Origin of the sequence: Streptomyces sp. NBRC 109706, assembly GCF_000974485.1 — a bacterium.
GTDB lineage: Bacteria > Actinomycetota > Actinomycetes > Streptomycetales > Streptomycetaceae > Streptomyces.
Genome location: NZ_BBOM01000010.1, coordinates 269,513 through 295,756 on the forward strand (window position 1 = coordinate 269,513; position 26,244 = coordinate 295,756).

At 70.9% G+C, this 26,244-nt stretch carries 38 protein-coding genes and 1 pseudogene; 8 read left to right on the plus strand and 31 right to left on the minus strand.

The window, feature by feature from the left end; genetic code table 11:
- Positions 1-44 precede the first annotated feature (44 nt).
- The 25 genes from AOM46_RS23565 to AOM46_RS32470 form a co-directional block, all read right to left on the minus strand.
- Positions 45-338 (minus strand): hypothetical protein, encoded by a 294-nt coding sequence (locus AOM46_RS23565; protein ID WP_158920598.1) that lies wholly within the window; start codon positions 336-338, stop codon positions 45-47.
- Positions 335-829: a hypothetical protein gene (locus AOM46_RS34225; RefSeq protein ID WP_158920600.1), complete on the minus strand. Its 495-nt coding sequence runs from the start codon at positions 827-829 to the stop codon at positions 335-337. Before AOM46_RS34225 ends, AOM46_RS23565 begins: the two co-directional genes overlap by 4 nt.
- The gene (locus AOM46_RS34230; protein WP_158920602.1) at positions 826-1,041 is read right to left on the minus strand and encodes a hypothetical protein; all 216 of its coding nucleotides are present in this window, start codon (positions 1,039-1,041) and stop codon (positions 826-828) included. The genes AOM46_RS34225 and AOM46_RS34230 overlap by 4 nt, the downstream gene beginning before the upstream one ends.
- 62 nt (positions 1,042-1,103) lie before the next feature.
- On the minus strand, positions 1,104-1,460 hold the full coding sequence (locus tag AOM46_RS23570) for a hypothetical protein (RefSeq protein WP_062214719.1): 357 nt from the start codon (positions 1,458-1,460) through the stop codon (positions 1,104-1,106).
- 16 nt (positions 1,461-1,476) lie between these two features.
- Positions 1,477-4,038, minus strand: a complete 2,562-nt coding sequence (locus AOM46_RS33490) for a hypothetical protein (RefSeq protein ID WP_158920604.1) — start codon at positions 4,036-4,038, stop codon at positions 1,477-1,479.
- A 40-nt stretch (positions 4,039-4,078) separates the two neighbouring features.
- On the minus strand, positions 4,079-4,318 hold the full coding sequence (locus tag AOM46_RS23580) for a hypothetical protein (protein ID WP_062214723.1): 240 nt from the start codon (positions 4,316-4,318) through the stop codon (positions 4,079-4,081).
- A 176-nt stretch (positions 4,319-4,494) separates the two neighbouring features.
- Positions 4,495-4,716 carry a hypothetical protein gene (locus AOM46_RS23585; protein WP_062214725.1) on the minus strand — a complete coding sequence of 74 codons (222 nt, stop codon included), beginning with the start codon at positions 4,714-4,716 and terminating at the stop codon, positions 4,495-4,497.
- Positions 4,717-4,945: 229 nt separating this feature from the next.
- Positions 4,946-5,389 (minus strand): hypothetical protein, encoded by a 444-nt coding sequence (locus tag AOM46_RS23590; protein ID WP_158920606.1) that lies wholly within the window; start codon positions 5,387-5,389, stop codon positions 4,946-4,948.
- Complete coding sequence (locus AOM46_RS23595; RefSeq protein WP_062214730.1) at positions 5,382-6,308, minus strand: hypothetical protein; 927 nt, start codon at positions 6,306-6,308, stop codon at positions 5,382-5,384. Before AOM46_RS23595 ends, AOM46_RS23590 begins: the two co-directional genes overlap by 8 nt.
- Positions 6,305-6,439 carry a hypothetical protein gene (locus AOM46_RS35885; RefSeq protein ID WP_267887823.1) on the minus strand — a complete coding sequence of 45 codons (135 nt, stop codon included), beginning with the start codon at positions 6,437-6,439 and terminating at the stop codon, positions 6,305-6,307. Before AOM46_RS35885 ends, AOM46_RS23595 begins: the two co-directional genes overlap by 4 nt.
- Positions 6,439-6,954 carry a hypothetical protein gene (locus AOM46_RS23600; protein ID WP_062214732.1) on the minus strand — a complete coding sequence of 172 codons (516 nt, stop codon included), beginning with the start codon at positions 6,952-6,954 and terminating at the stop codon, positions 6,439-6,441. Before AOM46_RS23600 ends, AOM46_RS35885 begins: the two co-directional genes overlap by 1 nt.
- Before the next feature lie 174 nt (positions 6,955-7,128).
- On the minus strand, positions 7,129-7,821 hold the full coding sequence (locus AOM46_RS23605; RefSeq protein ID WP_062214734.1) for a VWA domain-containing protein: 693 nt from the start codon (positions 7,819-7,821) through the stop codon (positions 7,129-7,131).
- Position 7,822: 1 nt separating this feature from the next.
- A complete protein-coding gene (locus tag AOM46_RS23610) occupies positions 7,823-8,095 on the minus strand; it encodes a hypothetical protein (protein ID WP_062214736.1) in 273 nt (90 codons plus the stop codon).
- On the minus strand, positions 8,092-8,292 hold the full coding sequence (locus AOM46_RS23615) for a helix-turn-helix domain-containing protein (protein WP_062214738.1): 201 nt from the start codon (positions 8,290-8,292) through the stop codon (positions 8,092-8,094). Before AOM46_RS23615 ends, AOM46_RS23610 begins: the two co-directional genes overlap by 4 nt.
- Entirely contained in the window at positions 8,289-8,846 is a 558-nt protein-coding gene (locus AOM46_RS23620; RefSeq protein ID WP_062214740.1) for a hypothetical protein, read from the minus strand. Before AOM46_RS23620 ends, AOM46_RS23615 begins: the two co-directional genes overlap by 4 nt.
- A complete protein-coding gene (locus AOM46_RS23625) occupies positions 8,834-9,409 on the minus strand; it encodes a hypothetical protein (protein ID WP_062214742.1) in 576 nt (191 codons plus the stop codon). Before AOM46_RS23625 ends, AOM46_RS23620 begins: the two co-directional genes overlap by 13 nt.
- Positions 9,410-9,489: 80 nt before the next feature.
- Positions 9,490-9,873, minus strand: coding sequence for a hypothetical protein (locus AOM46_RS23630; RefSeq protein WP_062214744.1), 384 nt, complete (start codon positions 9,871-9,873; stop codon positions 9,490-9,492).
- Entirely contained in the window at positions 9,866-10,234 is a 369-nt protein-coding gene (locus AOM46_RS23635; protein ID WP_062214746.1) for a hypothetical protein, read from the minus strand. The genes AOM46_RS23630 and AOM46_RS23635 overlap by 8 nt, the downstream gene beginning before the upstream one ends.
- On the minus strand, positions 10,227-10,358 hold the full coding sequence (locus AOM46_RS35890) for a hypothetical protein (RefSeq protein ID WP_267887824.1): 132 nt from the start codon (positions 10,356-10,358) through the stop codon (positions 10,227-10,229). Before AOM46_RS35890 ends, AOM46_RS23635 begins: the two co-directional genes overlap by 8 nt.
- A gap of 793 nt (positions 10,359-11,151) precedes the next feature.
- Complete coding sequence (locus AOM46_RS23645) at positions 11,152-12,321, minus strand: hypothetical protein (protein WP_062214749.1); 1,170 nt, start codon at positions 12,319-12,321, stop codon at positions 11,152-11,154.
- The gene (locus AOM46_RS23650; protein ID WP_062214750.1) at positions 12,321-13,169 is read right to left on the minus strand and encodes a hypothetical protein; all 849 of its coding nucleotides are present in this window, start codon (positions 13,167-13,169) and stop codon (positions 12,321-12,323) included. The genes AOM46_RS23645 and AOM46_RS23650 overlap by 1 nt, the downstream gene beginning before the upstream one ends.
- A complete protein-coding gene (locus tag AOM46_RS23655; protein WP_062214751.1) occupies positions 13,166-13,471 on the minus strand; it encodes a hypothetical protein in 306 nt (101 codons plus the stop codon). The genes AOM46_RS23650 and AOM46_RS23655 overlap by 4 nt, the downstream gene beginning before the upstream one ends.
- Complete coding sequence (locus AOM46_RS23660; RefSeq protein ID WP_062214753.1) at positions 13,468-13,830, minus strand: hypothetical protein; 363 nt, start codon at positions 13,828-13,830, stop codon at positions 13,468-13,470. The genes AOM46_RS23655 and AOM46_RS23660 overlap by 4 nt, the downstream gene beginning before the upstream one ends.
- On the minus strand, positions 13,827-14,456 hold the full coding sequence (locus AOM46_RS23665) for a hypothetical protein (RefSeq protein WP_062214755.1): 630 nt from the start codon (positions 14,454-14,456) through the stop codon (positions 13,827-13,829). Before AOM46_RS23665 ends, AOM46_RS23660 begins: the two co-directional genes overlap by 4 nt.
- 429 nt (positions 14,457-14,885) lie before the next feature.
- Entirely contained in the window at positions 14,886-15,173 is a 288-nt protein-coding gene (locus tag AOM46_RS32470; protein ID WP_078857159.1) for a helix-turn-helix domain-containing protein, read from the minus strand.
- Positions 15,174-15,358: 185 nt separating this feature from the next.
- Here AOM46_RS32470 and AOM46_RS34235 point away from each other — a divergent pair, with 185 nt between their 5' ends.
- Positions 15,359-15,946 (plus strand): hypothetical protein, encoded by a 588-nt coding sequence (locus tag AOM46_RS34235; protein ID WP_158920608.1) that lies wholly within the window; start codon positions 15,359-15,361, stop codon positions 15,944-15,946.
- A gap of 327 nt (positions 15,947-16,273) precedes the next feature.
- Here the strand turns inward: AOM46_RS34235 and AOM46_RS35895 are convergent, their stop codons facing one another.
- Positions 16,274-17,767 carry a recombinase family protein gene (locus AOM46_RS35895; protein WP_062214759.1) on the minus strand — a complete coding sequence of 498 codons (1,494 nt, stop codon included), beginning with the start codon at positions 17,765-17,767 and terminating at the stop codon, positions 16,274-16,276.
- A gap of 70 nt (positions 17,768-17,837) precedes the next feature.
- Between AOM46_RS35895 and AOM46_RS23680 the strand changes: the two are divergent.
- A pseudogene (locus AOM46_RS23680) lies at positions 17,838-19,328 on the plus strand (carbohydrate-binding protein); the annotation flags it as partial.
- 139 nt (positions 19,329-19,467) lie between these two features.
- Complete coding sequence (locus AOM46_RS23685; RefSeq protein WP_062214761.1) at positions 19,468-20,217, plus strand: hypothetical protein; 750 nt, start codon at positions 19,468-19,470, stop codon at positions 20,215-20,217.
- A 238-nt stretch (positions 20,218-20,455) separates the two neighbouring features.
- Here the strand turns inward: AOM46_RS23685 and AOM46_RS23690 are convergent, their stop codons facing one another.
- Positions 20,456-21,031 (minus strand): NADPH-dependent FMN reductase, encoded by a 576-nt coding sequence (locus tag AOM46_RS23690; protein ID WP_062214763.1) that lies wholly within the window; start codon positions 21,029-21,031, stop codon positions 20,456-20,458.
- Between the two features lie 144 nt (positions 21,032-21,175).
- Positions 21,176-21,829 carry a YitT family protein gene (locus AOM46_RS23695; protein WP_062214765.1) on the minus strand — a complete coding sequence of 218 codons (654 nt, stop codon included), beginning with the start codon at positions 21,827-21,829 and terminating at the stop codon, positions 21,176-21,178.
- Between the two features lie 57 nt (positions 21,830-21,886).
- Here AOM46_RS23695 and AOM46_RS23700 point away from each other — a divergent pair, with 57 nt between their 5' ends.
- Together AOM46_RS23700 and AOM46_RS23705 are read left to right on the plus strand one after the other, a co-directional pair.
- The gene (locus AOM46_RS23700; RefSeq protein ID WP_062214766.1) at positions 21,887-22,366 is read left to right on the plus strand and encodes a MarR family winged helix-turn-helix transcriptional regulator; all 480 of its coding nucleotides are present in this window, start codon (positions 21,887-21,889) and stop codon (positions 22,364-22,366) included.
- Between the two features lie 48 nt (positions 22,367-22,414).
- On the plus strand, positions 22,415-23,161 hold the full coding sequence (locus AOM46_RS23705) for a methyltransferase domain-containing protein (RefSeq protein WP_062214767.1): 747 nt from the start codon (positions 22,415-22,417) through the stop codon (positions 23,159-23,161).
- 32 nt (positions 23,162-23,193) lie between these two features.
- Here AOM46_RS23705 and AOM46_RS23710 read toward each other — a convergent pair whose 3' ends face one another.
- The 3 genes from AOM46_RS23710 to AOM46_RS33500 are packed head-to-tail and all read right to left on the minus strand — an operon-like array spanning position 23,194 to position 24,460.
- Positions 23,194-23,643, minus strand: coding sequence for an NUDIX domain-containing protein (locus AOM46_RS23710; protein WP_158920610.1), 450 nt, complete (start codon positions 23,641-23,643; stop codon positions 23,194-23,196).
- A 41-nt stretch (positions 23,644-23,684) separates the two neighbouring features.
- The gene (locus AOM46_RS23715) at positions 23,685-24,068 is read right to left on the minus strand and encodes a hypothetical protein (protein WP_062214770.1); all 384 of its coding nucleotides are present in this window, start codon (positions 24,066-24,068) and stop codon (positions 23,685-23,687) included.
- Positions 24,065-24,460 carry an ATP-binding protein gene (locus tag AOM46_RS33500; RefSeq protein ID WP_158920612.1) on the minus strand — a complete coding sequence of 132 codons (396 nt, stop codon included), beginning with the start codon at positions 24,458-24,460 and terminating at the stop codon, positions 24,065-24,067. The genes AOM46_RS23715 and AOM46_RS33500 overlap by 4 nt, the downstream gene beginning before the upstream one ends.
- Before the next feature lie 356 nt (positions 24,461-24,816).
- On the opposite strand from AOM46_RS33500, the gene AOM46_RS23725 reads away from it, so the two are divergent.
- The 3 genes from AOM46_RS23725 to AOM46_RS23735 all read left to right on the plus strand — a co-directional run bounded on the left by AOM46_RS23725 (position 24,817) and on the right by AOM46_RS23735 (position 26,211).
- On the plus strand, positions 24,817-25,686 hold the full coding sequence (locus AOM46_RS23725; protein ID WP_062214774.1) for a helix-turn-helix transcriptional regulator: 870 nt from the start codon (positions 24,817-24,819) through the stop codon (positions 25,684-25,686).
- On the plus strand, positions 25,683-25,904 hold the full coding sequence (locus tag AOM46_RS23730) for a DUF397 domain-containing protein (protein ID WP_062214776.1): 222 nt from the start codon (positions 25,683-25,685) through the stop codon (positions 25,902-25,904). The genes AOM46_RS23725 and AOM46_RS23730 overlap by 4 nt, the downstream gene beginning before the upstream one ends.
- Before the next feature lie 85 nt (positions 25,905-25,989).
- Positions 25,990-26,211 (plus strand): DUF397 domain-containing protein, encoded by a 222-nt coding sequence (locus AOM46_RS23735; protein WP_062214778.1) that lies wholly within the window; start codon positions 25,990-25,992, stop codon positions 26,209-26,211.
- The last annotated feature ends 33 nt before the right edge of the window (positions 26,212-26,244 follow it).

A 26,244-nucleotide genomic window follows, 5' to 3' on the forward strand; every position in this document is an offset into this window, starting at 1 on the left:
TCCGTTCGTTCAGGGGTGGTTGAGGCGGCCGCGGACCCACTTGGTCACGGTTGCTCTCCCTGCTGGCCGGTGAATGCGTTGGTGTCGATGAGGTGTTGGATACGGCCGGTGAAGCGCTGGCCGAACTCGGGGCCCATGCGGTGGGCGAGGGCGAGGAGTTCGGTGACGAGCGCGGCGGCGCCGTCCTCATTCATCAGGTAGAGGTTCCTGGCGCGATCGCTGCTGCGGTTGATGCGCCCTTCGAGGAGCATGGCCAGGGCGGGGGTACCGTCGGCGGTCTCGACCTGCGAGACGGTGGAGGCATCGAGGAGGACAGCGTTGGTGGTGTCGACGATCACGGCGTTGCGGTCGTGGGGCCCGCCGGGGCCAGCGATGTCGCCGCCGCTCCGGCGGGGGTCTCCGCTGACGCGGCGGCCGTTGGGCTTACGGGGCATGGCTCTCCTATGAGTGAGGGCGGGCTGTCTGGGCAGTTGATGGTGCGGCAGCCCTGGTCGCTGTAGCAGCCGTGGGCGCACCGAGGCCGGTTGTACTCGGGATCGGACTCGCGGTGTGGGGCTCGTCTCGCCGGATGTGTGGCGCGCTTGTGCCAGCCGTCCGGCTCGTCCTGGGTGTTGGGGTCCCAGGCGGTGTAGGCGGCCTCGACGGCGGCCGGGTCGCGCGGGTAGCACCAGCCGTGGTCGTAGCTGGTCAGCCCCTCGGAGCCGTGTGGTGTGGCGATGAGGCGGATGTTGTAGCCGTACCAGAGCCACAGGTATCGGTGGCTGGCATCGGCACCGAGGACATGGCCCTGCCAGTGCTCGTCGTAGGGCAGGCGGGCAGGCGTGCTCATCGTCGCGCTCCGGGCGGGGTGCGGTTTTCGCGGATGGCGTCGCCGAGGTAGACAAGCGCTGCGGCCATCGCGAGCTGGGCACGGGCCTGGACGATGCCTGTCAGCTCTTTCCGGTTGACAGAAACGCCGTCGAGCTTGTGGATCTCGCTGCTTGCAGAGTTGAAATGGTTGATCGCGCCTTCTCGTGCGCCGAGGGCATCGCTGTGGCTCATATCTGACTCCGGGGTGGCTCAGGCCGCGTCGCGGCGGTTGGTGTGGGCGAGGCAGGGGGTCATCACAATGGCGAATCGTGGGTGTGACAGGAGCACGGCTCTGGCCAGGAACCGCCGGCGTCCCGGAGGATCGACTCCAGGTCTGATATGTGCGTCGGGACGTCTTGCTGTGACGCGATGGTGTCCATGTCCTGTGTCCAGTCCACGAGCGCAGCCACCGCGCTGGCCGCATCGGTCGCGGCCTGCTGCGTGGGGAAACAGGCGAGGGAGTATCCGTTGCTCCGGTGCGCCAGGTACCAGCGGTCGCTCGCCTCATCGCAGAATCCGGGCGGCAGCTCGTAGACGAGCAGACCGGGGATCGGCTCTGCCGCGTCTACTCCTACGGTGCCGGCGGTGGTGTCGATGTGGTGGTGCGGCATGTGTGCTCCCGGTCGATCAGGCCGCGGCGGGGCGGCGGTTGGTGTGGGCGAGGCAGCGCCAGCACGCGTGGTGCTGGGCGCGGCCGTGGGGGCAGGTGGCCTGGTCGTGCTGGTCGTCGGCGTGCGCGTCGGCGAGGCTTGCGCGGAGCATGTCCAGGCGGTCGTTGAGGAGTTGGCGGCCGGTGCCCGCCGGGGCAGCGCCGGTGGCCGGTGTGGGGGTGCTGCGGGTGAGGCGCGTGGTCGCCTCGCGGGTGGCGCGGTCGCGCAGCTCGGTGGCGGCGAGCCGGCCCGCGAGGGCCTGAGCGTGCCGGTCGGCGCCCTGGGCGCGGGCGGCGTGCTGCGCTTGGTCGATCGAGAGGTAGGCGAGGCTGCGGCCGTGCTCGGCGCGCTCCTCGATGTCGGCCAGATCGTTCAGGTCGCCGACCGCTGGGGCGATCTCTGCGATGTCGGCCACCAACTCGGTCGTCTCGGCCTCGATCCGGCAGGTGGCACACACACCGTGGGTGAGCGCGTCGGTGTGCGTGCCGCAGTCGGAGCAGCGGCCGGCAGTGCGCCGGAGGATGGCCGGGGCCGGAAGGACGCCAGGGGCCTGACTGTGGGTTTGACCTGGCTTTTTCGTGGTGTCACGAACAAGCCCGTCGGGGCGCGAGCTTCGTGTCGAAGTGGCGCCCGCCCTGGGCTGGGGCGGCGGCAGCAGTTCCGGGATCGGCACGCCGGCCGCCCGGTCGGTCACGCACCCGGGGCAGGCCCCGGAACGCGTCATGGGGGTGGCGTGGTGAGGGCACAGGCCGGCAGCGATTCGCTCGTGCTGGACCCGGGCCAGCCGGCGGCGTGCCACCTCGGCCGAGCACACCGGGCACTCCACCGGTTCGCCGGGCGCCCATGGCCGGTACAGCAGCCCGCCGTCGCAGTCGGGCAGGTTGCAGCCCCAGCGGGCGATGCCGACATGCAGCAACCAGGCTGCGGGGTCGTGGGGCCGGCCGCCGTCCAACCTGGCGCGGCGGGCCTCGATGCGGCGCCGGATGCGGTCGACCATCCCCGGCTCGGCCGGCCCACCAGCAGGCCCGAGTTCGGCGCCGATGGCGCGGGCAGCACGGCGCAACATGTACGGCCGGATCTCGGGCAGCAGGTCCCGCACCGGCTCCAGGACAGCCCAGATCCGCGGCGCGAGCGTCAGGCCTGGCCCGGTGTAGCCGGCTGGGGCAGTGCCGGCCGCGCGGTCGCCGCTGGCCGGAGAGCGCCGCTGACGTTCGCCGGTGGCGGGGCTGCTGCTGGCCGTGCCGATGCCGGCACCGGGATGGCTCGCGCCGGCCCCCGGCCGCTGCTCCTGGCCGGCGCCGCTGGCGGTGGGCTCGCGGCGGGCCCACCCCGGGACGTGGCCCGGCCGGGCAGCAGCCCGCGCCGGGTCCTCGCTGCTGCTTCCGTCGCGCCCGCTGTCGCCGCTGCTGATGGTCTGGTTGGTGGTCGAGCTGTGGTTGTCCGTCCGGGCCGCGAAGCGGTCCGAGCCCACGCCCGCGCGCGCTACGCGTAGTTGCCGCCTACGGCGGGACGTAGAGACGGCAGTGGGCAGGTACTCAACGTCAGTGAGTGGTAGGTCTTCCTCTGTCGCGAGGGATCCGCCGGAGTGATCATGACCCGATCCGCCTGAGAGGTGAGGACTCGCCCCGCCCATCTCGTCAGCGGCCAGGGGGAGTTCGAGTTGGCCCGGCAGTTCCTCCGGGGCGCCGAGGGCGAGTTCGAGCTGGCACCCATCGGCCGCCGGCGTGCTGGCGGAACCTTCGCCGTACTCCTGGCCCTCGTCCAGGTCGTGGCCATCCCCGTGCAGGACAGCGAGCCGGGCCCGGCCGGCGGCCAGCGCCTGGTCCTCGCCTCCGCACGCCGGCCCCTCGGGCGCCTCTCCCCGGCCAGCGTCCGGCACCTCGGCAGATGCCCCGGTAGGTGCCTCAGTCTCACCAGCCCCGGGCACAGCGTGCAGGGGATGCCGGTGCGCCACGTACACGTGCCGGCCCTGCCGACCGGAGCGCTGCTGGACGCCGATCCACCCGGTGGCCTCCAGCTCACGCACCAGCACCCGGGCGCGGCTGGCTCCCACCCCGAGCAGCCGGCCCAGCTCCGCGAGGGTGACGGGCAGTTGACGGGCCTGAGCGTAGGCGATGCCGGCGTACAGCCGCAGCAGCCGCGGCGGCAGGGCCTCGGCCGCCGCCACCGGCAGCCACACCCACCGCTCGCCGTCGGCGACGGGCCGGACGGACCGCTCGGCGGTCTGGCCGCGCCCCCCGCGGTGCGTGCGCCGCCGGGAGTGCACCTCGGTCAGCTCGTCGGCCCCGGTGGGGCGCATCAGCGCGGTGAGCCCCTTCTCAACCGAGGACACCGGCATCCCGAGCGACGCCGCTATGTAGTGGACGCCGGCCGTGCACGACTCGCGCCGCGCGGACAGGGCCGCGACCTTGACGTACACCGGCAACGCCCGGTCGTCGTACGCCTGGTCGGCCACCACGCGCCAGGGGACCTGGACACGCTGACCACGCCGGCCGCAGCCGGCAGCCACGCCGCGCGGCGTGGTGTGTGGTGAGCGCATCGAGGTCCCCTGGCGCGTGGTGGTGTACGGGAGAGGGCGGCTACTGTCCGGCCGCGATGGCGCGCAGTCGCTCCAGTCCGCCGCGCTGTCCGACCAGGGCCAGGGCTGCGGCGTACTCGGGCCACGCATCGCTGAGGCGGGAGGCGTTGTCGTCGTCGGCCCACGCCCAGGCTTCGAGCAGCTTGGCGGTGAACGATCCGGGCGGGTAGCCGCCGCGGTTCTCGTGGTAGAGGACGTGCGCGGCGACCTTGGCGGGGATGGTGACGGGCTGCTGGTTCATGGCGTGCTCGCTCTCGGGGTTGGGGTAGTTGGTTCAGTCGGCGTTGGTGAGCCAGCGGTCGTAGGTGTCGCACTCACAGGCGCAGCGGTGGCTGCGCGAGCACGGGCACGGCTCGCAGCAGTAGTGGGTCGGGCAATCCCGGCAGTAGGGCTGTCCGCATTCCTCGCAGCGGTCCATCACGCACCTCCGGTCGCTGAGCCGACGGCCCGGCGGCGCACGTCCGCCGCACGCCTGGCCCGCATCCGGGCGAGGATCTGGGCGCGGGTGGGCTGCTCCCACTGGTGCATCCCGGCCGACGCGACCCACCGGGAGCCGTGGCCGCGCTGCTCGGTGCCGCACCAGCGGCAGCCGAACGGCGTGGGCGGCTGGCTGTCGGGGTAGCGGGTCACGGGCGTCACGACTCACCTCCGTCGCCTCCGGGCCGTCGGTGCTCCTCGCACCGGATGCCCACACGAGGCAGCAACCACCGCAGCCGCGCCCAGCCAGCGAACCTGGCCGAGCAGCGGCAGCAGGTGTAGATATGCCACGGGCGAGGCTCCTCGGCGGACACCGCAACCGCATGGCAGCCAGGGCAGCGGTGGGGTTTGTCGCTGTTCCACGGCAGCACCGGCCTGGGCGGGCGACCCATCACAGGACACCTCCCGCCACGGTGGTGATGTACCGGTAGCCGCTGCTGGTCGGCCGCAGACGGCGCAACTGCACGCGCGTCTGCCGCCTCCGGCCACGCGCGACAGGCTGAGGAGTAACGCCACCCGTCGCCGGGTCGTAGGCGACGGGGATCATCACGGCGTGCGTGTCGGTGATCTCCTGGATCAGCAGGTAGCGGCCAGGCACACGCCGGTCGGCGTCCTGCCACACCTGCCCCACCGCAGGCTCCGGAGCGGCAGCGCCCTCCTCCGCCGGGGAAGCCAGCGCCAGAGGGAACCCCCACAGGCTCCGGCCGTCCGGCAGCACGATCTCCCATGGCCCCCTGAACAGGCCGTACGCCGCCCACCGCGCCGTATCGTCGCCGAACCGCTCCCGGGCCTCGGCCAGCAGCTCGTCCTGCGTCAGCTTGCGGTACTCAGCCACGGCCGTCACCGCCCTCGGCAGCGCGGTCCCACTCGCCAGCAGCCCGAGCCACCCCCACTTCAGCGATACGCTCCAAATAGTCCAGCCGCGCCCCCTCAGCCCGCGCGTCCTTCCAGACCAGCCACACGGTCGCGGCATCGGGCACGCGGTACGCCTCGTGCAGATAGTCCCGGCCAGCAGGCGTCAACGACCCGGGCGACACATCCGACAGGGCCTCTCGCACGATCGCCGCCGGCGTAGCCCACTGGCTCGCCCCGCCCGCCTCGGCCTTGCCCCAGGCATTGTGGAGATCCCGCCGAGTCAATTCGTGACGGTCAGCACCTCCCGCCGCCTCCCGCAACCCCTCGGCGCGACAGGCGTCCGTCGCGGGTCCCGCAGCGACCGGCGCCCCGGTGGCCGTCTCGCGCCGAGCGTCCTCCACAAGCAGGTCGTCGCGCTGCTGGATCGGCTCGGTGATGCGAGCACGCAGCTGCTCCAGCTCCTCGCGGTCCGCGTTGTGCTCCCGCAGGAGCCGCCCGTACCGCTGCGCCTGCTCGGCCAGAGCAGCGGCGGCATGGGCATGCTCGGTCCGCAGGCGGCGGATCTCGGTCGTGGAGAGGAGTACCGCGCGCCCCAGGTCAGCCAGGGCTGACGGCTCATCGCCATAGGCGCGCAGCATGGTCTCGGCCATGGCCTCCAGCGCCACCACACCCGGCGGCACATCCAACCCGACCGCCCGCGCCGCTTCCTCCGAGCACACCGGGCCGTCCGTGATGGCCCGCAGCCGCTCGACCTCGGTGGCGAGCGCCCCGGCGATGTCGGCCAGAGCGCGCTCGGTGCCGTCGTTGTAGGTGGCGGTGGACCACGTGCTGGTGCGCTCTCGGTACTGGCTCAGCCGCACCAACGCCTGACCAGCAGTCAACGGCTCCGGGGCAATCACCGGCCCTCACCGCTCTCGGCATCCCACGCATCGGCGATGTGCCGCAGCACGCGGGCCGCGTCCGGCTTACTCACCCCGTTGGCAGCGGCCAGCCGGATCGTGGGCACCTGCCCAGGGATGAGCCGCGGCATCAGGCGTCACCACCCGCGCCGCCGGAGACGGGCGTCACCTGCACGGGCCGCCACCCGTAGTAGTCCGGCGTCGTATACGCCTCGACGTGGTGTGAGGGGATGGAGATCCTGTAGTGATCCGTCCCGGCCAACGGGATGTCCCGCAGGATCCGCCGCCATCCGAACGCCACCCCGAGCCCGTCACCAGGGGAGTCCCACCCAGGCGGCGGGACAGCAACGTGCGAGACGTGGAACTCGCCCTCCGTCGGGTGCCCGTAGGAACGGCCCGGCATGAAAAATCCGTGCAGGCCACGCAACCACTCGCTCACGCGCCTGACCGCCACCGTGGCCGCAGCGATCTCGCGCTGTACCTCGTCCGGGCGCTGATCCAGGGCGAGAGGCATCTCACCGTGGTGGGTCTCCCACTCGTCGTGCACCAGGTACTCGGTCACTCGATCGCCGTGGGTGCACACCAGCTCGGCATATCGGCCCAGCAGCGCGTCACCCACGGCCGGCAGTTCGGTGGCCAGGGACACACGGGCACGCTCCATCAAAGTTGTCACAGGGGCTCTCTCTCGGGCGGGATGTGGGCGGCCTGGGCGCCGCCCGACGGCAAACCTCGCAGGGCGCGCGGCAGTTGGGGCCTGGCGGCCCGCGCCGGGGGCAAGACAGGGGAGCGCGAGCCACCAGGGGCTCAAGGGGTGCGGAGGTCAGGCGGGGAGGACGCCAGCCGCCCGGGCAGCCTCCAGCCACGCCGGATACTCGTGGAGCAGCCCGTCGTACAGCTCGGCGTCGCCCATGGCGTGCGGGTCGGCGGCGTGCACCAGGCTGGCGTTGTCCACCCGCCGGCCCCTCAGAGAGTCCAGCTTCTCCAGGAACTCGATCCGGTCCCCGAACCCCACGAACGACCAAAACAGCGGCAGCCCAGAGACATCTCGCATCGTGTGGGCCGCGTCCCTGCGCGAGTTGGGATTGCCGTCCGTCTGTGTGATGACCAGCGCCGGGTCCGCCGAGCCCGAGGCCCGATAGTGCGCCACCACCGCCCGCATCGCCGCCGGCAGATTCGTCGTCCCCCACGGCTGCCGCACATGCAGGTGCTCAATGACGCCCTCGTACTCCGACAGGCGCACGTCCACGGCCGGCGCCGCCTCCGATCCGAAGAACACCACCGGCACCACGCCGTCATCGTCCAAGTGGGCGCACAGCGCCAACGCCTGCTCGGCGAGCCGCTGCACCGCGCCACTGCGGTAGTGCGGCTGCATCGAGCGGGAGTGGTCCAGCACCAGGTACACCGCAGCCGAGGCGTCGCCGAGGCCGCGCTGCTCCAACGCGACCGCAGCCTGCTTCGCCAGCGACACCAACGCGGGCGCCTCGGTCTCGACCTTGCTCAGGTTGATCGGCACGTCAGTAACTCCTCATCGTCATCGGATCGTTGATGTCCGTCGCGCCGGCCGGCGCAACGGGATGTCCTACACAGGCAGCCCGGTGCTCGCCTCGCACCTGGGCCACGAACGGCGGCACGGCCTCCTCGCCAGCTGCCGACAGCAACGCACCGCACCGGCCGCACCAGTAGTCCGCCGCCGGTACCTCCATCCACGTCCCATCCCGTAGCCGGCGCCCGAGGCCGACCCACAGCGAGGCGGCCACCCCGGGCACCGCCACCTCCGCGTGCGTCACCGGCCGGCCTCCCGCAGCTCGGCGATGTACCGAGACACCGTCCGCTGGCACACACCGAGCCGGCCGGCGATCTGCCGCGCACTCCACCCCCGTGAACGCAGCCGCGCCGTGGCCTCCACCCGCTCCCTGCGGGACAGGCCATCCGGCGGGCCGCCAGACAGCACCGCGTCCACAGCCATCTTGTCGATGCCACTCACCCCAGCCCCTGCCTCTCCCGCACACAGGCATGGCAGTAGGCGGTGCCATCAGGCAGCCGGCGCCGCCACACCGCCTGGTCGTGGCCTCGCCGGCACTCCTCCGCGTTGGCAATCCCGAGCAGCGCAGCCAGCGCCTCACGCACCCGCTGACGTCCGGCGGTGTCGTCCAGATGGGTCGGGGCTACGCAGTCCTCGGGCATGTCACACTCGGGCAGCACATGCCCCACGGGCTCGCGACCGTTGGCCCAAACGAAAGCGAGGCGGCGCACGGGGTAGTGACGGCCACGGTGGTTGATCTCCGGCATCCTGCGGTCTCGGGGGCCGTCCCACCTCACATGACCGCCGTCGACCAGCACGGCGTGCTGTGCCCACCGATGCAGCAACGGCGCAGTGGCGCGGCGCCCCCGGGACCGAGGCGGCATCCCCGCCTCGTCCCGGATGCGGTTGACCGTGCGCCACGCGAGCCCGAGATCACGGGCTACCCGCTGCACCGGGGCACCAGCACGCAACCGCCGCTCGATCTCGGCCCGTTGCCCGAACGTCACCTGCGCCACGGGCCAACCTCCGGCCAGCCCACCCTTTCCAGGCGTGCCCGTTGCGCCGCCGGCAGCTCAACCATCGGCACGCCGAGGTGTTCGAGGCCAGCAGCGCGCAGCCACCAGGCGTCGCACTGGTTGTCGTCGGTGAACTCGACCCCACCGCGCTTGTAGGCGGCGATCGCCATGGCCGCCTTGTCGCCGTTGCCGCGGCCGGTGGCAAACGCCTTGAGAGTGGCCGGGGTGATGACCGCGTAGGGGATGTCGAGCCGGCACAGCAGCGTCCGGACGGCGCCGTGGACCATACCGACGATCCCTGCCGCCTTCGCGTGGGTCGGCAGGTCCTCCAGCACTACGAGGTCCGGTCCGGGGCCGAGCGCCAGAGCGAGTTCGCCCCCGAGCGCGATCTGGACAGCCTCCTCGATCTGGAGGAGCCGGCGGTCACCGTCCCTGGTCTTGGTCTTCACGGTTCCGGTGGTGCCATCGCGGTAGGCGATACCCGTGGCGGTGAGCGACAGGTCGAGCCCGACAACCTGGGGCCGCCGGCCGGCGCCGGGGTCAGGGCTTGTGGTGGTGTGCATGGGGTGTGTGGTCTCCTGGTTAGTGCGGCCCGCCACGCCCCCAGCGCGAATGGGGGCGGGGCGGGTTTCGCGCGTCGTGATCACCGGCGGCGGTCAGTCGTATTGGCGGCCCACGCGGGCCGGGGAGGCTGCGGCGGCCCGGTCGCCACGAACGGCCGGTACACCGGCCTCGGCGGGGCGGGCAGCTCCGGCGGACGGCCGGCCGAGACCCGCAGCCGGGGGCCGTAATTGCCGGGGATGGGCGGGAGAGGCGCAACCCACCAGCCGGCGTCGATGAGCGCCCGCTCGACCGCTATGGCGTGCTGGCCGAACAGCAGGTGCAGCACCACGACCGCCCCGCCGTCACCGTCCCGCTCGTCGGCAACCGCCGACCGGATGCCCTCCGGGTATGGGTGCCCGGTGTGCCGCCCGATCGCGGCCTCCGCGATACGCCGCACCTCGGCCACGGCCTGGTCGTCATCCACGGCGCGCCTCCGGCATCGACACGGTCAGCGTCGGCCCATCCGGATCGGGCTGCGTGATCTCCTGTGTGGTCTCCGCACGCCAGCAGCCACATCGCCCCCCACGGGACGGGTGAGCAGCCGTGGCGAGGTGACGCTCCAGCAGCTCCCGCGTCTCGTCCGGGCCCAGGCCCCAGTCCAGGCAGATGCCCGCCAGCCGGGCCCGAGGCCCGAGCTGCTGCTCGACCTCGGCCGGCGGGCGCACCCGCCGCCACACCGCGCGTACTCCGGCGGTGACGGCCATGCCCGTGGTGCCGAGGAGCACCGAGGTGCCCAGCAGCCACGGGCCGCCCCACACCACCACCATGGTGGTCAGGTCAGCCACGACCCTCACCTCGCGCGGCCAGTTCGTCAGCCAGCTCCTCCACAGGGCTGGTTGTGCGGCAGAGCGCGGCGGCGGGGAGCCCCGCCACCGCGACCAGCCACAACGTGATCGATGTCATCGTCATCAGTGCTCCGGCAGTCGTGTTGGATGCCGCCGCCCCGGCCGGCCCGGCGCTGCATGGGGGGAGGGGCAGCGGCACGGCGGGGGCGGCGGCGGTCAGTTGGGAGACCCCTGGTGGGTCTCCATCGGGGGCGGCGTAAGCCGCACCCACTCCCGGACAGAACCGGCCTCAGGCTCAGGCTCAGGCGGAGGATCGGCAGCGAGGCGAACCAGTAGCCCCGGGCGCGGGGCGCGGCGGCGGCCAGTCGGCACCAGCCGCGCCCACCACGCCCACACCAGCACGACCGCGCACACCGCCAGCGCGACGGCCGCCACGACGGTCACCGGTCTCCCCTATCCCTCGGCGCGGGGAGCGCCAGCACCGACGTCAGCTGGGACGCCAGCACGGAGCATCGGCCACGCTCCCTGTGCATCCGCGCGTAGTAGTACGCCGCTCGTCGCCGCGCCGACTGCCACGCAGACCGATACCGAGCCGTCTGCGCGCGAGACACGCACCGTTCCATGCGCAGCGCGGCGATCAGCTCCAACTGGTGGTTCAGGTGGCGGTTAGCTCCCATGAGCCGGCTGTCCAGCTCCTTCAACTCGCGCGCCAAGTCGGCAGCGGACGCAGCCGCGGCCGCTGCACGCTGCTCTGCGGTACGCCGAGCCGCCCGCTCCCGGGCCACGACCGCACGCAAGGCCACGACCCGCCGCAGCAGACCGCGTCTCCTCCTACGCATCGGCAACCGCCTTCCCCACCGGGATCAGCGCCCGTTCCGTCCCCGGGTCGAAACCGACCATGGGACCCGTGTGCCGGGTCACGCCCCGCCTCCCATCGCTGCCAGGAACGCAGCCAGCCGCTCCGGCCCAGCCTCGGCCGGAAGCAGCCCCTCGTTGAGGCGCGCGAACGCCGCCTCGGCCTGTCGCTCGGACAGGCCCCGCTCGGCAGCCCGAGTGAGGATGCTGCGCCACAGCCCTGCCGGCTCGTCATCCGGGACGATCTCCGCCTCAACGGGCGGCTCCTCTACCGCCGGGGGCGGGGCGGCGGTCGCGTCGCGCACGTCCTCCTCGAACTCCCGCTGCCGGCGGGCGGCGATCTCCGTCAGCTGTTGCGAGAGCGGGTCGGAGCCGTCGGCCGCACAGTGCCCGGCCGCACGCGCCTCCCGCCACACATCGCGCACATCCTCGGCAGTCAGGCCGGCCTCGGCCCGCGCGGTGTAGTCCGGCCGGCTGGAGCGCGGCGCCTCCAGAGCGCGCGGCCCCGTGTCCCCACTGGGGTTGAGCGCAACAGAGGTGGGGATCGGCCCGGACAGCGCCTGGCGCGGCGTCAACCCGCGCACCTCAACGGCCACGACAGGGAAACGCTTAGTCATGCCGCTGGCGACACGTTGACGCGGCTCGATCCGCAGCCGCACCGGCACCAGCCCTTTACCGCCGGTGCCAGCCAGCACCATGTCCACCGTCGACGGCCACTCACCCGAGGCATAGAACGAGTGGGTCTCGGCCCGCCACACCCCCACGTCGGGGAGGTCCGGCAGCACCACGCTGATCCGCGAGGTGACCGAGCACACCGTGCCCTTGGGCATCTGGTACCAGAACTCGCCGTGCTCGGCCTCGCACAGGCACGACCGGCGGGAGATCAACTCCCGTTGCCCGTCACACCGCCGCTGGCAGCCGCCCTTGGACCACATCTCGTTGTACTGAGACAACGGGTCCCCAGGGGGCAGCAGGGCATCGATCGCCTCCGCTTCGGTGATGACCCGCCACTGCTCCGGCCCAGTGCCCTGCGGCTGCCACCGCTCAACGGTGCCGCCCCACTGCTCGGCGGCGGCCTGCACGTAGTGCTCGGCGTGCGAGGTCACCACCCACGTGCGGGACTTGACCGGGCGGGGCCGCTTGTTCGGGTCCTCGCTGGGCTGGCTGTAGCCGGTACGCAACCGGCCCAGCTCCCGGGCCGTGCGCTGCCGGGTGATGATGCGCGCCCCCATCAGGCGGCCCTCCCCGCACCGGCGTCGACCAGTTCCCGGGACTCGGCTGGCGGCGGCGTCAGCGCCTCGTAGGTGTTGCCGGCGCTGGCGTGCATCCACTTCGTGGTTTCCAGCGCGCCACGGAACGCCCGCCACGCCCGCCGGTCACCCGGCATCGGCACCAGCGCCCGCGACCGGCGCCGCAAGTTCAAGATCCCGGTGCGGGCCACGGCCGGCACCGCCATCTCGGAGTCGTCCGGCAGCAGCACGGTCTCGGCGTACCGCAGCGCGGCCAACTGCATGGCCTGCTCGGGGAAGACCTGCTTCGCCGGCCGCTTCGCCGACGTCTTGTAGTCGATCAACCACAACTCCAGCGACCAGCCAGGGCCTGTGGGCAGCCAGATCAGGCAGTCTCCCGTGCCGGCATAGCCCAACGCCCTGTGCAGGAACGTCATCTCGGCGGCCTCAATGTGCCGATCGAGATCGACTCCCCAGGACTCCCACCAGCGCGCCAACTGCCGCGCGTACGGGTCCACCTCGGGATCCGGCGGGTACGGGGCGCCCAGCGCCATCATGTGCGCCCGGTGGTGGATGCGCGTACCCAGATCGGCCGCGCTCTCCCGTGCGTCCCGGTGCACCTTCTTGATGTCCTTCAGCAGCTCCGCGCGGTCCCGCAGCGCACGCCGCGCCACGGTCAGCCGGTTGTTCACGCAGTACTCGGCCGTGACCTTCACGGCCCACGGAGTGATCGCGTGCTTCGCGACCCCGGTGGACAGCACGTTGGTGACGGACACCAGGTCCGGGCCGCCCTGCGGGTCCTCGTAGTAACGCCCGTTGTCGGTCTCCCGGGCCCACCTCGGATCGGTCACCGTGCGCCTCCGGCGATCTCGTACCAGCACTCGCCATCAACACCAGGCCCGTGGCCGATCGCGAACCCGCGATCGGCTAGCGCCACCAGGTCCCGCTCGGCCTCGGCCGGATCGGTCAGCACCACACCATGGCCGGCGTACAGGGCACACACCCGCGCCCCGTCCCACCGACGGCCGTCCTCGGCCCGGACCATCGCACCGAGCAGCGTCACCTGGCGCATCGTCAGCCCGGAGGTGATCCCGCCGGAGACAGCAGCGCCCCCGGTGACCTTCCTCCCCAGCGTGTCCCTCGTGCCGGTCACAGGCCGACCTCCTCACGACGCGCACGCGCGTACTCCGGCGAGGCCATCTCCAGCAGAGCCCGCGTCGCCGCGTCCCTGCGCCGCCTCGGCCGCCCCTTGGCCTCCTCAGCAGCCCCTGCACCAGACAGGTTGGCCAGCTCGCTGGTGTGGTTGGCGACGATCCGCAGGCGATCCGTGACCGCGTGCGGGTCAGCCAGATACGCCACAGCCAGCCCCTGCACCAGCGACTCACGGTCACCCAACACCTCAGCGGCACGCCTCTCCGACCGCCCGCTACTCACACCGCGCAGCGCCAGCCAAAACGCGACCAGGGCAACAATCGCGCCGAGGATCATCGCGATGGGCAGCCGTACCGTCATGCCGCCACCCCCGGGCCAGCCGGAGGGATCGGCCGCCGCGCCTCAGCCATGAGGCTCCGCTCCTCCGGAGAGGCACACGCCGCCAGCTGGTCAGCCATGCGGCCCGGCTGCCACAGGCGGATCTCACCCGCGTCCAGGGAGTCGATCAGGCCATCCATCTCCCGGGCCGGCCCGAACTCCGGCTCCACCAGCAGCCGCTCAAAAATCTCCCCGATCTCGTCCGGGGTGTCCACGTACGCCTCTGCGAGGGTGCGCAGTACCCGCTCCATGTGCGCGGTGATATCCAACGCGGCCCCAACGGGCCGCCGATCCACATAGATCGGGGTGGGGACCGCGCCCAGCCTCATACGGGAGGCACCCTCCAGCGCAGGGGGCACCGGGGCGTCGACCGGCGCCAGCGCGGCGACCCGGGCACGCAAGCGACGCCGATCGTCCCCGACGGGGATGGTGGTGTGGAGGGCCCACGTCTCAACGCCGTCCCACGGCGGGGAGATCGCCGGCGTGCCTCCCAGCGCGAGGGCCCACTCCGCCAGGTCATCCAGGGTGGCAACGGTCACGCCGACCTCGGTTGGGGTCGGGGTGATAGTGGAGTGCGGCAGTGGCATGTAGCCCAGCAGCGCATCCATCTCTCGCGCGTTCCGGTCGCGGGCAATGCCGCGCGCGACGGCCGGATCAGGCGGTGTCAGTGCCGCCGGGGGGACAGTAGGGTTGGGCATAGCGCCTACCTCTCGTCATCGGTGTTCGGGGATGCAGGTGGGCCTGGGCCGTCCCCCCGTAGCGGGTAGGGGGCGGCCCCAGTCGTTATGCGGCGTTGGCTGCAGTCGAGTTGTGGCGTGTCAGGAGTGTCGCGACCAGTGCGATCTCCCGATCCGTCATGCGGCAGTCGGCGCAGTGCGTCGGGCTGGAGCGGTGCACACACTGCGCGGCCCACCCCGCCTGCCAGACCAACTCGACGTCGTCGAGACGACGGTGGTGCGCCCGGCCACGGCCACATGACCCGCAGGAACTGCGCTCATCGCCGTTCGATGCGCCGCAATCGCACGGCCACGCGGCGCTCATCGCCGCGCATCCATAGTCAAAACCTCCAGCACTGGGGCCCCCTCTGCGGGCTCCTTGCGCTCCAGCAGCATCGGAGGGCACCCCAGGGCGCCGGCCAAGCGGGCGCGATTCTCCGGAGTGGCATTCCGCCGACCGTTCTCCATGTCCCTGACCAGGGAACACGCGATGCCAGCGCGGTCTGCGAGCTGCTGCTGCGTCAGCCCTGCGTGCTGTCGCGCCCACCGCAGCGCCTCCGGGTCGTGATCCAGCGGTGAACCCCGTTTGCGGTACTTACGCACGGTCATGCCGGTAACGGTAGCGCCGCACTGCGCGCAGTGCAACTCGAGTGCGCGCAGAAGTGCGCGCAGCTCCTATTTGTGACATTCACCGTGGCACCTCGGGGCGACTCACGCGCACGCAGATGCCCTCTGACCTGGCCAATCTCCGCTACAGGTGGATTCAATGTGCCACGGTATGGAATGGTGACCGCATGAGTGAACGCCCACCGCAGCGCCCAGAGGGCGCCCTTATCGAGACGGCACAAAGGAGTCTGCGCATCCAAGTCAAGGACGCCGCCCAAGCGGCCGGCATCTCTCTGAGTCACTGGCGCCAAATCGTCACCGGCTGCCAAGCGATCAAGGGCGGCTACAAAAGCGTGCGAGCACCCGACGGGACCCTCGCCAAAATGGCCAACGCGGTCGGCGTCACCCCCGAAGAGCTGGAGTCGGCCGGCCGCGCGGGCGCCGCATCTGCGCTCCGCGCCATCAAGGACGGCCTGACCAGGCCACCCGGACCACCGAGCGCGGCCACACCAACCGCGAGCGACATCCCCCCACCACCCGATGAGGTCGTCTTCAGCCATCCGGTCGAGCTGGAAATCTGGCGCCAGCACGCCACAACCCCCGCAGAGCGCGCCGACTACATCGCCACCGTGCGCGTGCGTCGAGTCGCCACAGAGCTACGCCAAGAGAATCGGCAACTGCGCGCAGAAGTGCGCGAACTGCGAGCGCAACTAGAACAGCTACAGCACCAGAATGAATCGACCTCTGCCATCGCAACCCCCAGAGGCTCCCAGTAACAAAACGATCACATCGGAAGCACTTTCGATTCGCAGGATGCGCCCCCCGTGACAGTGTGACCACGGAGGGACATGTATGCCACAAATAGTGCTACTCGCAGTCAGCGCCACCGCCATCGTCATCGCCAGCGCGGCCCTGGTCTACGCGCGCCACATCCGCCGCGCCATACAGACGCAACTGAACGCCCTACACCTCGACATCGCCCACCTACGCGGCATCCTCATCCAGCACGAACGCAACACACAGCCCAACCCGGAAGAGCGCACACTCCGCCTCATACGCCCCCCCGACTCCCCGCCAATACCCCGCCAACGCGGACGCCCCCGCTAGCCACCCTCCCCGAGACGCCGCTCCACCAACACCGACGACGGATCAAACCCCGGCCCCCGCCGCCCCACCGGCATGATCACCACCCGAAACAACGCCGCAACCACCGCCGACCGCACATCCACCGGCTCCGCCTCCCACTCCTCCCGCGACACACCCATCAGTCGCCCCACCATCCGCAACCGCGAACTCCCCGCCAACTCCTGCCGCAACCCATCCAGCCGCCGCTTGTATCCGGCCAACGTCCGCATGGCAAGCACCGGATCGACATCGGGGTCATCAGCCGCCTGCTCAATCACCCGTTCCAGCTCCGCTTTGCGTGCCTCCAGAGCACCGATCTCCGCAGCCACCCCAGGACGCCCAGCGCCCCGCGCAAGTTCCTCAGCCAGCCGCGGATCCTGCAACAGCTGCACCACATGCCCCTCCACCCAGGCATCCACGTACTGCATGTTCCGTGCAAGGCCACAGCCCTCGCACGCATAGAGCCTGGACGCCTTCCGGCGCCCCCCTGACGCCGCCCGGAACCGCCCACCACAGCCACGCCCGCACTCGGCGACACCCGACAGCAAACTCCGACGCTCGCGCCCCCTGTGCGGCTGCGCCTCGGCATTGTGCCGGTACACCGCCCGCACCCCCTCCCACATCTCGTGCGAGATAATCGGATCCCACACCGCGCGATACAGCGTCCCCTCGTACTCCGTCAGACCAGCGATCCGCGGCGACAACAACATCGCCCGCAACGCGGGACGACTCCACGGATTGCCGGCCGTCGTCGAGCACCTAGTGCTCAACCACCTCGCAATGGCATACGTCCGCTGCCCCGCTAGCAGCCGCTCCGCCGCCTGAACAATGAGTTTCGCCTCATCAGGCCGCACCTGGTTCCAGTCCACCTCCGGCACCAGTCGTTCCCCCTGGCCCGGCCGCCGCCCCTGCCGCACCACCACACGCCCCGTCTCCACCCCAAAACCAAACGGCCGATACCGCCCCCCACCCCTCCGCAACCCCTTCTCCGCCAACATCTGATTTGCGCGCCTCACCCGGCGCACCAGGGCGTCCACCTCACGGCAGGCCCCCGCCGCCTCAATCCTGAGGATGTATCGGTCGTCCGGCGAGTCCAGGTCCCGCGTCCCAGACGGAGACGCAACGCGAAACCCCTTGTGCTCAGCGAGACCGATCAGCGTCTCCAGGTCGTACGGCTGACGGATCAGGCGGTCCCCGTGGTAGATCAGCAGCCCGTCGATCCCGTCACCCTCGTAGCCGGCCTCTACCGCCTCCAGCATTCGATCCCAGGCCGGGCGCTTGCGGTTCCGCTGCCATGCCGAGCGGGAGTTGTCCACGTAGACGTGCTGCTCAGAGATCGGCCAATCCAGCCTGGCACCGAGCTGCCGGCAGTCCGTCTCCTGCCGCTCGACCTTCTCCAGTGAGCCGTCGGGCGCGTACGAGAGCCGACAGTAGATCCCCACACGGCGCGGCAGCTTCCGATGATCCAGCACGGGCAACTCCCCCTACATCCAGTCAACCTGTCAAGACAGACAGCCTATTACCCCTTGCCGAAAGTAGCGCTGGCCGTTCTGCCACGGCGACAACCAGCCGTACGCGCCCTACAACCCCGACACCGGGGAGGTCGGGGAGAAGTTCGACTGCGACAACCTGACCAATCCCTCGCCGAACAACACCGGCCTTGAGCAACTGCCCCCGGTGCAGCAGCCGGTGATCTGGTACGGCTACGACGAGTCGCCGACCTTCCCCGAGTTGGGCTCGGGCGGCTCGGGCCCGATGGGCGGCCCGGTCTACCGCTATGACGCGGACAACCCCTCGACCACCAAGTTCCCCGAGTACTACGACGGGACGCAGTTCCTCTTCGAGTGGACCCGCAACTACGTCAAGGAAGTCCAACTGGACTCCGACAGCGGCGTGTTGAAGATCAACGACTTCCTGCCCACCGAGGACTTCGTCAAGCCGATGGACCTCACCTTCGGCCCCGACGGTTCGCTGTACGTCCTGGAATGGGGCAGCCAGTTCGGCGGCGGCAACTCCGATTCGGGCCTCTACCGCATCGACTACGCCCCCGGCGGGCAGGCCCCGCACGCCCAGGCCAGCGCCTCGGTCACCAGCGGCCCCGCGCCGTTGACGGTCGACTTCAGCGGCGAGGGCTCCTCCAACCCCAACGGCGGTTCGCTGGACTACGCCTGGGACTTCGACGGTGACGGCACCTTCGACGCCGAGGGATCCGAGGTGACCCACACCTACCAGGAGGTGGGCGAGTTCAACGCCCAACTCCGAGTCACCACCGCCGAGGACGTCTCCGGCTACGCCAACGTCCCCATCACCGTGGGGAACACGACGCCGACGGTGACCATCGACTTCCCGACCAGCGGTCAACTGATCGAGTTCGGCGACCAGATCCCCTACCGGGTGACGGTCACCGACCCGGAGGACGGGGAGATCGACTGCCAGCAGGTCATCGTCAACCCGGCCCTCGGCCATGACGACCACGAGCATCCGACCACCGACCTGCGCGGCTGCGAGGGCACGCTGAACACCGGCGACCTCGGCGGCCATCCGGAGGGCGCCGACCTCTGGTACGTCCTCAACGCCCGCTACACCGACCAGGGAGGCGAGGGCACCGGATCGCTCACCGGCTACGGCCGGGCGGTCCTCCAGCCGAAGCACAAGCAGGCCGAGTACTACCACGACCAGGCGGGGACGCGGATCGTCTCCCAGGAAGGAGCCGAGAACGGCCAGCGGATCGGCGATATCAGCGACGGCGACTGGATCGCCTTCGAACCGATGAGCGTCGAGGGCGTGGAGAGCGTCGGCTACCGCTTCTCCTCACCCGACGGCGGCGGCGCGGTCGAGCTGCGCGCCGGAGCCCCCGACGGTGAACTGCTCGCCACCACGCCGATCCACGCCACCGGCGACTGGGACGCCTACGAGCTGACCGAGTCCACCTCGGTCACCGATCTCGCCGGCACCCACAAGCTGTATCTGGTGTTCGACGCGCCGGCGGAGAACAGCTTCGACATCGACTCCATCCTCTTCACCACCTCCTGATCCCGCTCACTCACCCCCGCCCCGTGGCCGACCGGACCACGGGGCGGGGTCCCGCGCGCGCCGGGGGAAACCCGGTGCGTGGCCGCGCGTCGAGCCGGTAACGTGCGCCCGGCCCATGGCAGCGCGAGAGGGAACACGTATGGATCTGCTGGTGACGACCGCCGCCCGAAACCCCGAACTGGTGCCGCTGCTGGGCGACTTCAGCCCCTGGCCCACCTTTATGCTGCAGGACCAGATCAGCCCGCTCTACTACGCCGACGCGCGGACCGCCTGGCCGGAGCATGTGCTGATCGCCGTCGACCGGGACCGTCCCGACCGGCTGGTCGCCAGCGGCTACAGCGTGCCGTTCCACTGGGACGACGATCCCGACGCCCCCCTGCCGGCCGGCGGTTGGGACGAGGTCATCCGCAACGCGACCCTCGACCGGCTCGCCGGCCGCCGGGGCAATCTGGTCTCCGCGCTGGAGATCTCCGTCCGACCCGATCTGCGCGGCACCGGCCTCTCGTCGACGATGCTCGCCGCGATGCGCGCCAACGCCGCCGAGTCGGGCTTCGGCACCCTTGTCGCCCCGGTCCGGCCCAACGCCAAACACCACCGCCCGAAGGAGCCGGTCGCCGACTACGCGGCCAGGCTCCGCGCCGACGGGCTGCCCGAGGACCCCTGGCTGCGGGTCCATGTCCGGGCCGGCGGCGTCATCGCCGGCGTCTCCGTCCGGGCGATGACCATCGCCGGCACCCTCGCCGAGTGGCGCGCCTGGACGGGCCTGCCGTTCGACACCACAGGACCGGTCGAGGTCCCCGGCGCCCTGGTCCCGGTCCACTGCGACACCGCCCACGACCACGCCGTCTACTGCGAACCCTGCGTCTGGGTGCGCCACCGACTCGACTGACCCGGCCCCGGCGGCCGCCGACTCCGTTCGCCGGGCGCGGCACGTACATTGACGAAATGGAGGACCACACCGCCACCGGGATCGCCGCCCGTCCGGCGCCCGTTCTGCGGCAGTACGTCGACTCGTATGTCGGCTTCGACCTCCGTGGGCTCCCGGCGGGGGTGCACTGCGGTCCGCGCCACCCTGGTAGCCGACGTCATCGACGCCGGTCTCCCGACCCGAAGCGGGTAAAAACCCCCTACGAGACGGGAGGCCCGCCCGCCGGGGCCCGCAGTTCCGCCGCCAGCTCGGCCAGCAGCGCGTCCACATCCGTCACCGTCTCCCCGCCGGGCCGGAAACCGGCGTCCCGGTCCACCAGCTCGTCCACGCCGGGAACGGCCAGCGAGGGCGCGACGACCCGCATCCCCAGCCGCCCCAGCACCGGCTTGATCCCCTCGGCGGCCGGGGCGCCGCCGGAGGATCCCGCGCTGTAGCTGAGCAGCGCCACCGGCTTGTCCCGCCACTCCGCGTAGAGGAAGTCCAGCGCGTTCTTCAGCGCCGCGCCATAGCCCCCGTTGTACATCGGCAGCACGATCACAAAGGCGTCGGACGCGGCGACCAACGCGCTCCATTCCTTGGTGTGTTGATGCTGGTAGTTGCCGGCGGACGGATGCTCCGGCTCGTCCAGGAACGGGAGCCCGATCCGGGCCAGGTCCACCAGCTCCACCTCGCCGAAGACATCGAGGGCGGACGCCCGCTCGACGACCCAGGAGCCGATGGGAAGCCCGTTGGAGCGGGGACGGTTACTGCCGACGATCACGCTGAGACGAGGCACGAGGCGACTGCTTTCTCTGTTCGGGACGGGCCCCCGCGCCGCTTGCCGCGCGGGGGCTCACCGCAGGGTTCGTTCGATATCTCGGATGGTACGGAGCGCGGGGTCGCGGCCATCGCCGCCCGGCGGAGCCGGCGCGCCCCCTGGTCAACGCGGTTCGCCGGCGCCGGTCACGCCCAGGGGCCCGCCCGGGCGGGCGGGCGGAGCGGCGGGCCGAAAACTCAGCCGGGCCAGGGCGATCTGCACCAGCGGACCGATGGCCAGCGCGTAGAGCACGGTGCCGACGCCGACCGTTCCGCCGAGCAGCCACCCCAGGGCCAGCACCGACAGCTCGATCACCGCACGGGCCCGCCGGATGGACAGCCCCCGCCCGGCCAGCCCGGTCATCAGCCCGTCACGCGGCCCGGCCCCCAGCCCCGCGCCCACATAGAGCCCGGTGCCCACGGCCGCCGTCACCACGCCCAGCAGCAGAAAGGCCCAGCGCAACGCCAACTGCTCGGGCCCCGGGAGCAGTTCGAGCGCGGCCTCGGCGGCGAGACCGACCAGCAGCACATTGCAGACCGTCCCCACCCCCGGGCGCTCCCGCAGCGGCACCCACGCGAGCAGCACCAGGCCGGCCGTCAGGGTGACGATCAGCCCCAGCGGCGCACCCGTGCGGTCGGCCAGGCCCTGGTGGAGCACATCCCAGGACGGCAACCCCAGCTCGGCACGGACCAGCAGCCCGAGCGAGACCCCGAAGAGAGCGAGCCCGACCAGCAGCCGGACCAGCCGACGCGGCTCCGGCACTATTTTCCATGACACGTCATTCACATTAACAGGGTTACATGACACGTCAAGCATTGGCCTAGAATGGCCCCCATGACCGATCAGGCCCCGCGTTGGCTCACCCCGGAGGAGGAGCGCGCCTGGCGCGCCTGGCGCCGGATGCAGCTGCTGCTCACCGCCAGGATCGCGGCCGACCATGTCGCGGACAGCGGCCTGTCCGACCCCGACTACGATGTGCTCTCCAAGCTCTCCGAGGCCCAAGGGGAGCTGCGCGTCAGCGAGTTGGCCAGCTCGATGCTCTGGTCACAGAGCCGGCTCTCCCACCATCTGGCCCGGATGGAACGCCGCTCGCTGATCAGCCGGGACGCCTGCGCCGACGACCGCAGGGGCACGGTGGCCCGGCTCACCGACACCGGCTGGCGCGCCATCGAGGAGGCCGCCCCGGCTCATCTCTCCTCGGTCCGCCGCCACTTGGTCGACCGCCTCACCCCCGCCCAGCTCGCCGCCCTCGCCGAGATCGCCGAAACGGTGACCGCCCCCCTGCTCCCCGACGCGGATGCCTCCGGCGGCTGAACGTCCCGGCCGTGCGCGCCTTGGCCGTGAGCGTTTTAGGCTGGCGAGATGACAGGGACCCCGCCCCCCGCCGACCAGTTGGCCGCCAGGATGGATCTGGCCGATCGGCTGCCCGGCGCCGAAGAGCTGCGCACCGCCTCCTACCAAACGTTGACCACCGCGCCCGCGCCCGTGGTCGACGTCGGCTGCGGCGCCGGCCGGGCCGTTGCCGAACTGATCGAACGTGGTGTGCCGGCGATCGGCATCGATCCCGATCCGACCATGATCGCCCTGGCCAAGGACCGTTGGCCGACGGCCGACTTCCGGATCGCCGACGCGTACGCGCTGCCGCTCGCCGACGCCTCGGTCGCCGGCTACCGCGCGGACAAGGTGTTCCATGAACTGGCCGAGCCCGAACGGGCGTTGGCCGAGGCCCGCCGGGTCCTCGTGCCCGGCGGCCAGATGGTGCTGGTCGGCCAGGACTGGGACGGGATGCTGATCGATTCCGACCGCCCCGACCTCACCCGCGCCCTGGTACACGCCCGCGCCGACCGGATCACCCGCCCGCGCGCCGCCCGCGGCTACCGTGGCCTGCTGCTGGAGGCCGGCTTCGCCGAGGTCTCCCTCACCGTGCACACCCATGTGCTCACCGGCCCGACGGCCCTCCCCCTCCTGCTCTCCCTGACCGGCGGCGCCGAGGAGACCTTCGGCGCCGCGGAGGTGGCCAACTGGGTCGCGGAGCAGCGCCTCCGCGCCCAGCTCGACCGTCTGCTGCTGACCGTCCCCTTCTTCCTGGCCACCGCCACGGCGCCCTGACCTGGCCGGTCGGGCCGGCCGCTCGGGCCCGCTCAGAGGAACGCGGACTCGGGACGATCGCCGTTGATCAGCAGGGGCAGTCGGTTGCGACGCCCGGCGGACATCACCGCGTACTGCGCCAACGGCGGCGCCTCGCCCCACTCCTGCAACGGCATCCAGGCCGCGGAGGAAGGCAGCTGCTTGGCGTCCGCCGGCACCTTCGGCAGCACATGACCGTCCAACACATAGACGATGCGGTTGACTTCACCCTCGCCGTCGGTGTCGGTCGTGACCGCCAGGATGTCGGTCAGCCCCCGCTCATAGCCGGTGGCCTTCCACAGTGCCTCCCGCGCGGCCAGGATCATGCACTTCCCCGGCGGCAGCTCCCCACCCGGCAACACCCACCCGTCCGGACCATGCACCATCAGCACATGATCGGTGGCGGTCGTCGCCAGCACCTGGAACACCAGCCGGATGGGCGAACGGGCAATCACGGTACGCACCACAGCGTTCAACTCTCCTTGATCGACAATATGGTTGGGGCTCAACGCAGGGCGGGCAGCAAACCGGCCCCGGCGGTCAACAAACACATCAGCCCGACGAACACCGGCCCGAACCACCCGCCGGTCTGCTCGTCCGACTCCTCCGCCGTCACCTCGTCGGCGGCGGCCGCGAAGTCCTGGACCAGATGCTGAACACGCCAGTGCTTCTCGGTCCGCAGCAGGAACATCGTGTGCCTCGGCTGCTGTTGGGTGTGCCCTATGGCCCAGACCGCCATCCGCTGCGGATCGACGTCGTCGACGAGCGGCGAACGCGCCTCACACGTCATGCACTCCGCCCCCTGGATGGCCGGCGGCGCCCCCCGATCCCGCACCTCGCTGAGTATCCAGTCCGCCCCCTTCACCACCTGCGACGCCACCAGACTCACGGCAACTCCCCACTCTTGATCCGATAGTTGACCTCACTCGCCGAATTCCGCGCCCTCAACCGCGCGCGCAGCCGCTCACGCGAATCCACGGGAGTTTCGTCGACGACAGGAGCCGACCCCGGCCCGTCCAGACGGCACGCGAACCAGACGGACTTACCGACCACCCCGTCATCCCACACATGCCGAAAACACCCGAACCCATCCGCCATCTCCCGCAACAACCAGAGCCCACGCCCCGACTCCGCATCCCACGCCGGGCAACGGACGACGGGCTGCACCGGCGAACGGTCCAGCACCTGGACAACCACGAGCGGAAGTTGCGACTGGCAGACCGTCAAACTGCACCAGCGGCCCTCAACGTGCTTGAGCACATTTGACAGCAGCTCGGACACCCCCAACCGCGCCACCTCCACGGCCTGGGGCGCCGCCCCCAACCCCCGCACGAGCCCGGCCACTTCCCCCCGCCGGCCCTCGATCGCCCCAGCGCTGACCGTTAACGCCCACCCGTGAACCTGCTGACCAGCGAGGGATCGAACCGGAACGGTCATAGCTCCTCCAAACGGGGCTCACCGGCGGCCAGTTGGGAGTGGCCGTGGCCGAGCGGACACGCTCAGTGCTTGACCCAAGGCTGCCATGGCGGGAACGTTGTCCGCAAGCAGCATCTCCCGGAAGGTTAACTATCGAATGTCTTTGCGAGATGCGGACCATTCCCACTATGCGTAAGCTGATGAACCAAGGAGGTTTACTGATGACGGAAGCTCAACCCAACTTGCATCGGCGACGTTTGGGGTTGGAGTTGAGGTCACTGCGCAAGGTGACTGGCTTCTCCCTGGCCGAGGCGGCCGAACAGCTCGATCTACCCGGAGCGCCTTCGCTCAGCCGCATCGAGAACGGCAAGCAGCGGGTGCCGCCCACCTCGGTGCTCGCGTTCTTCGAGATCTACGGCCTCAAGGACGAGCAACGCCGCCACCACATCCGGGAGCTGGCCAAGCTCGCCAACACCGGCAAGCGGAGCAATCTCTTCGACCAGTACCGCCATGCCATCCCCGACTTCTTCGCGGACTATGTCCAGCTGGAGGAGATGGCCCTGAAGAGCGAGACCTTCGCCAGTGTCGTTCCCGGACTGCTTCAGACCGAGGAGTATGCGCGGGCCATCATCGAGAACGGCCGCGCCTGGCGACACCAGCGGGAGATCAACAACTTCGTCGAGCTACGCATGGCCAGGCAGCGGACGGTCTTCAATCGGGAAAATCCGCTTCAACTCTGGTGTGTGCTGGACGAGGCCGCGCTGCTGCGCCGGGTCGGCGGCGATTCCGTGATGAAGGCACAGTTGGAGCACCTGCTGGCCGTCTCCGAGGAGTTCAAACACGTGGATGTTCAGGTACTCCCCTTCGACCAGGGTTCCCACGCGGGAGTGGACGGCGACTTCCACCTGCTCCACTTCGCGGCCGGCCCGCCGGTGGCCGTGGTTGAGGAGATGACAACCTCGCTCTACCTGGAGGAAGATGGCCACCTGGCCCGCTATGAGAGCGGCTTCGATCACCTGCGGACCGAGGCCCTCAATGTGCGGGCATCACGGGATCTCATCCGCACCGCAATCAAGGAACGCTATTCATGATCAACCGGCCCGACCTCACCAACGCCGCCTGGACCAAGAGCCACCGCAGCAACGGCAGCGCGAACTGCCTTGAGGTCGCCTTCGTCGATGGCGTCGTGGCCCTGCGGGACTCCAAGGACGTCGGACACCCCGACGCACAGATCCTGGTCCTCTCCCACGACGACTACCAGGCCTTCGTCGGCGGCATCCAGGACGGCCAAAGCGACCTCCTCCCCTGACCCCTCTCAACCAGCCGCACCCCCCAACAACGGGCCTCCACCTACCAGGCGGAGGCCCGTTCGCCTTCCACAAGGAGCGCAGCCCATGATCATCCGGCCCGGCCTCACCAACGCCGTCTGGACCAAGAGCCACCGCAGCAACGGTGGCGACAACTGCCTTGAGGTCGCCTTCGTCGACGGGGTCGTCGCTCTCCGCGACTCCAAGGACATCGGACACCCCGACGCCCAGATCCTGGTCCTCTCCCACGACGACTACCAGGCCTTCGTCGGCGGCATCCAGGACGGCCAACCCGGCCTCCTCCCCTGACCAGAGGAACGGGCCTCCATCCACCGGGTGGAG

Bases quoted from the DNA above. Each gene is read 5' to 3' on its own strand.
- AOM46_RS34225 (WP_158920600.1), bottom strand. From the start codon at position 829: ATGAGCACGCCTGCCCGCCTGCCCTACGACGAGCACTGGCAGGGCCAT.
- AOM46_RS34230 (WP_158920602.1), bottom strand. From the start codon at position 1,041: ATGAGCCACAGCGATGCCCTCGGCGCACGAGAAGGCGCGATCAACCAT.
- AOM46_RS23570 (WP_062214719.1), bottom strand. From the start codon at position 1,460: ATGCCGCACCACCACATCGACACCACCGCCGGCACCGTAGGAGTAGAC.
- AOM46_RS33490 (WP_158920604.1), bottom strand. From the start codon at position 4,038: ATGCGCTCACCACACACCACGCCGCGCGGCGTGGCTGCCGGCTGCGGC.
- AOM46_RS23580 (WP_062214723.1), bottom strand. From the start codon at position 4,318: ATGAACCAGCAGCCCGTCACCATCCCCGCCAAGGTCGCCGCGCACGTC.
- AOM46_RS35885 (WP_267887823.1), bottom strand. From the start codon at position 6,439: ATGCCGCGGCTCATCCCTGGGCAGGTGCCCACGATCCGGCTGGCCGCT.
- AOM46_RS23625 (WP_062214742.1), bottom strand. From the start codon at position 9,409: ATGCACACCACCACAAGCCCTGACCCCGGCGCCGGCCGGCGGCCCCAG.
- AOM46_RS35890 (WP_267887824.1), bottom strand. From the start codon at position 10,358: ATGACGATGACATCGATCACGTTGTGGCTGGTCGCGGTGGCGGGGCTC.
- AOM46_RS23645 (WP_062214749.1), bottom strand. From the start codon at position 12,321: ATGGGGGCGCGCATCATCACCCGGCAGCGCACGGCCCGGGAGCTGGGC.
- AOM46_RS23660 (WP_062214753.1), bottom strand. From the start codon at position 13,830: ATGACGGTACGGCTGCCCATCGCGATGATCCTCGGCGCGATTGTTGCC.
- AOM46_RS23665 (WP_062214755.1), bottom strand. From the start codon at position 14,456: ATGGATGCGCTGCTGGGCTACATGCCACTGCCGCACTCCACTATCACC.
- AOM46_RS32470 (WP_078857159.1), bottom strand. From the start codon at position 15,173: ATGACCGTGCGTAAGTACCGCAAACGGGGTTCACCGCTGGATCACGAC.
- AOM46_RS34235 (WP_158920608.1), top strand. From the start codon at position 15,359: ATGAGTGAACGCCCACCGCAGCGCCCAGAGGGCGCCCTTATCGAGACG.
- AOM46_RS23685 (WP_062214761.1), top strand. From the start codon at position 19,468: ATGGATCTGCTGGTGACGACCGCCGCCCGAAACCCCGAACTGGTGCCG.
- AOM46_RS23700 (WP_062214766.1), top strand. From the start codon at position 21,887: ATGACCGATCAGGCCCCGCGTTGGCTCACCCCGGAGGAGGAGCGCGCC.
- AOM46_RS23705 (WP_062214767.1), top strand. From the start codon at position 22,415: ATGACAGGGACCCCGCCCCCCGCCGACCAGTTGGCCGCCAGGATGGAT.
- AOM46_RS23725 (WP_062214774.1), top strand. From the start codon at position 24,817: ATGACGGAAGCTCAACCCAACTTGCATCGGCGACGTTTGGGGTTGGAG.
- AOM46_RS23730 (WP_062214776.1), top strand. From the start codon at position 25,683: ATGATCAACCGGCCCGACCTCACCAACGCCGCCTGGACCAAGAGCCAC.
- AOM46_RS23735 (WP_062214778.1), top strand. From the start codon at position 25,990: ATGATCATCCGGCCCGGCCTCACCAACGCCGTCTGGACCAAGAGCCAC.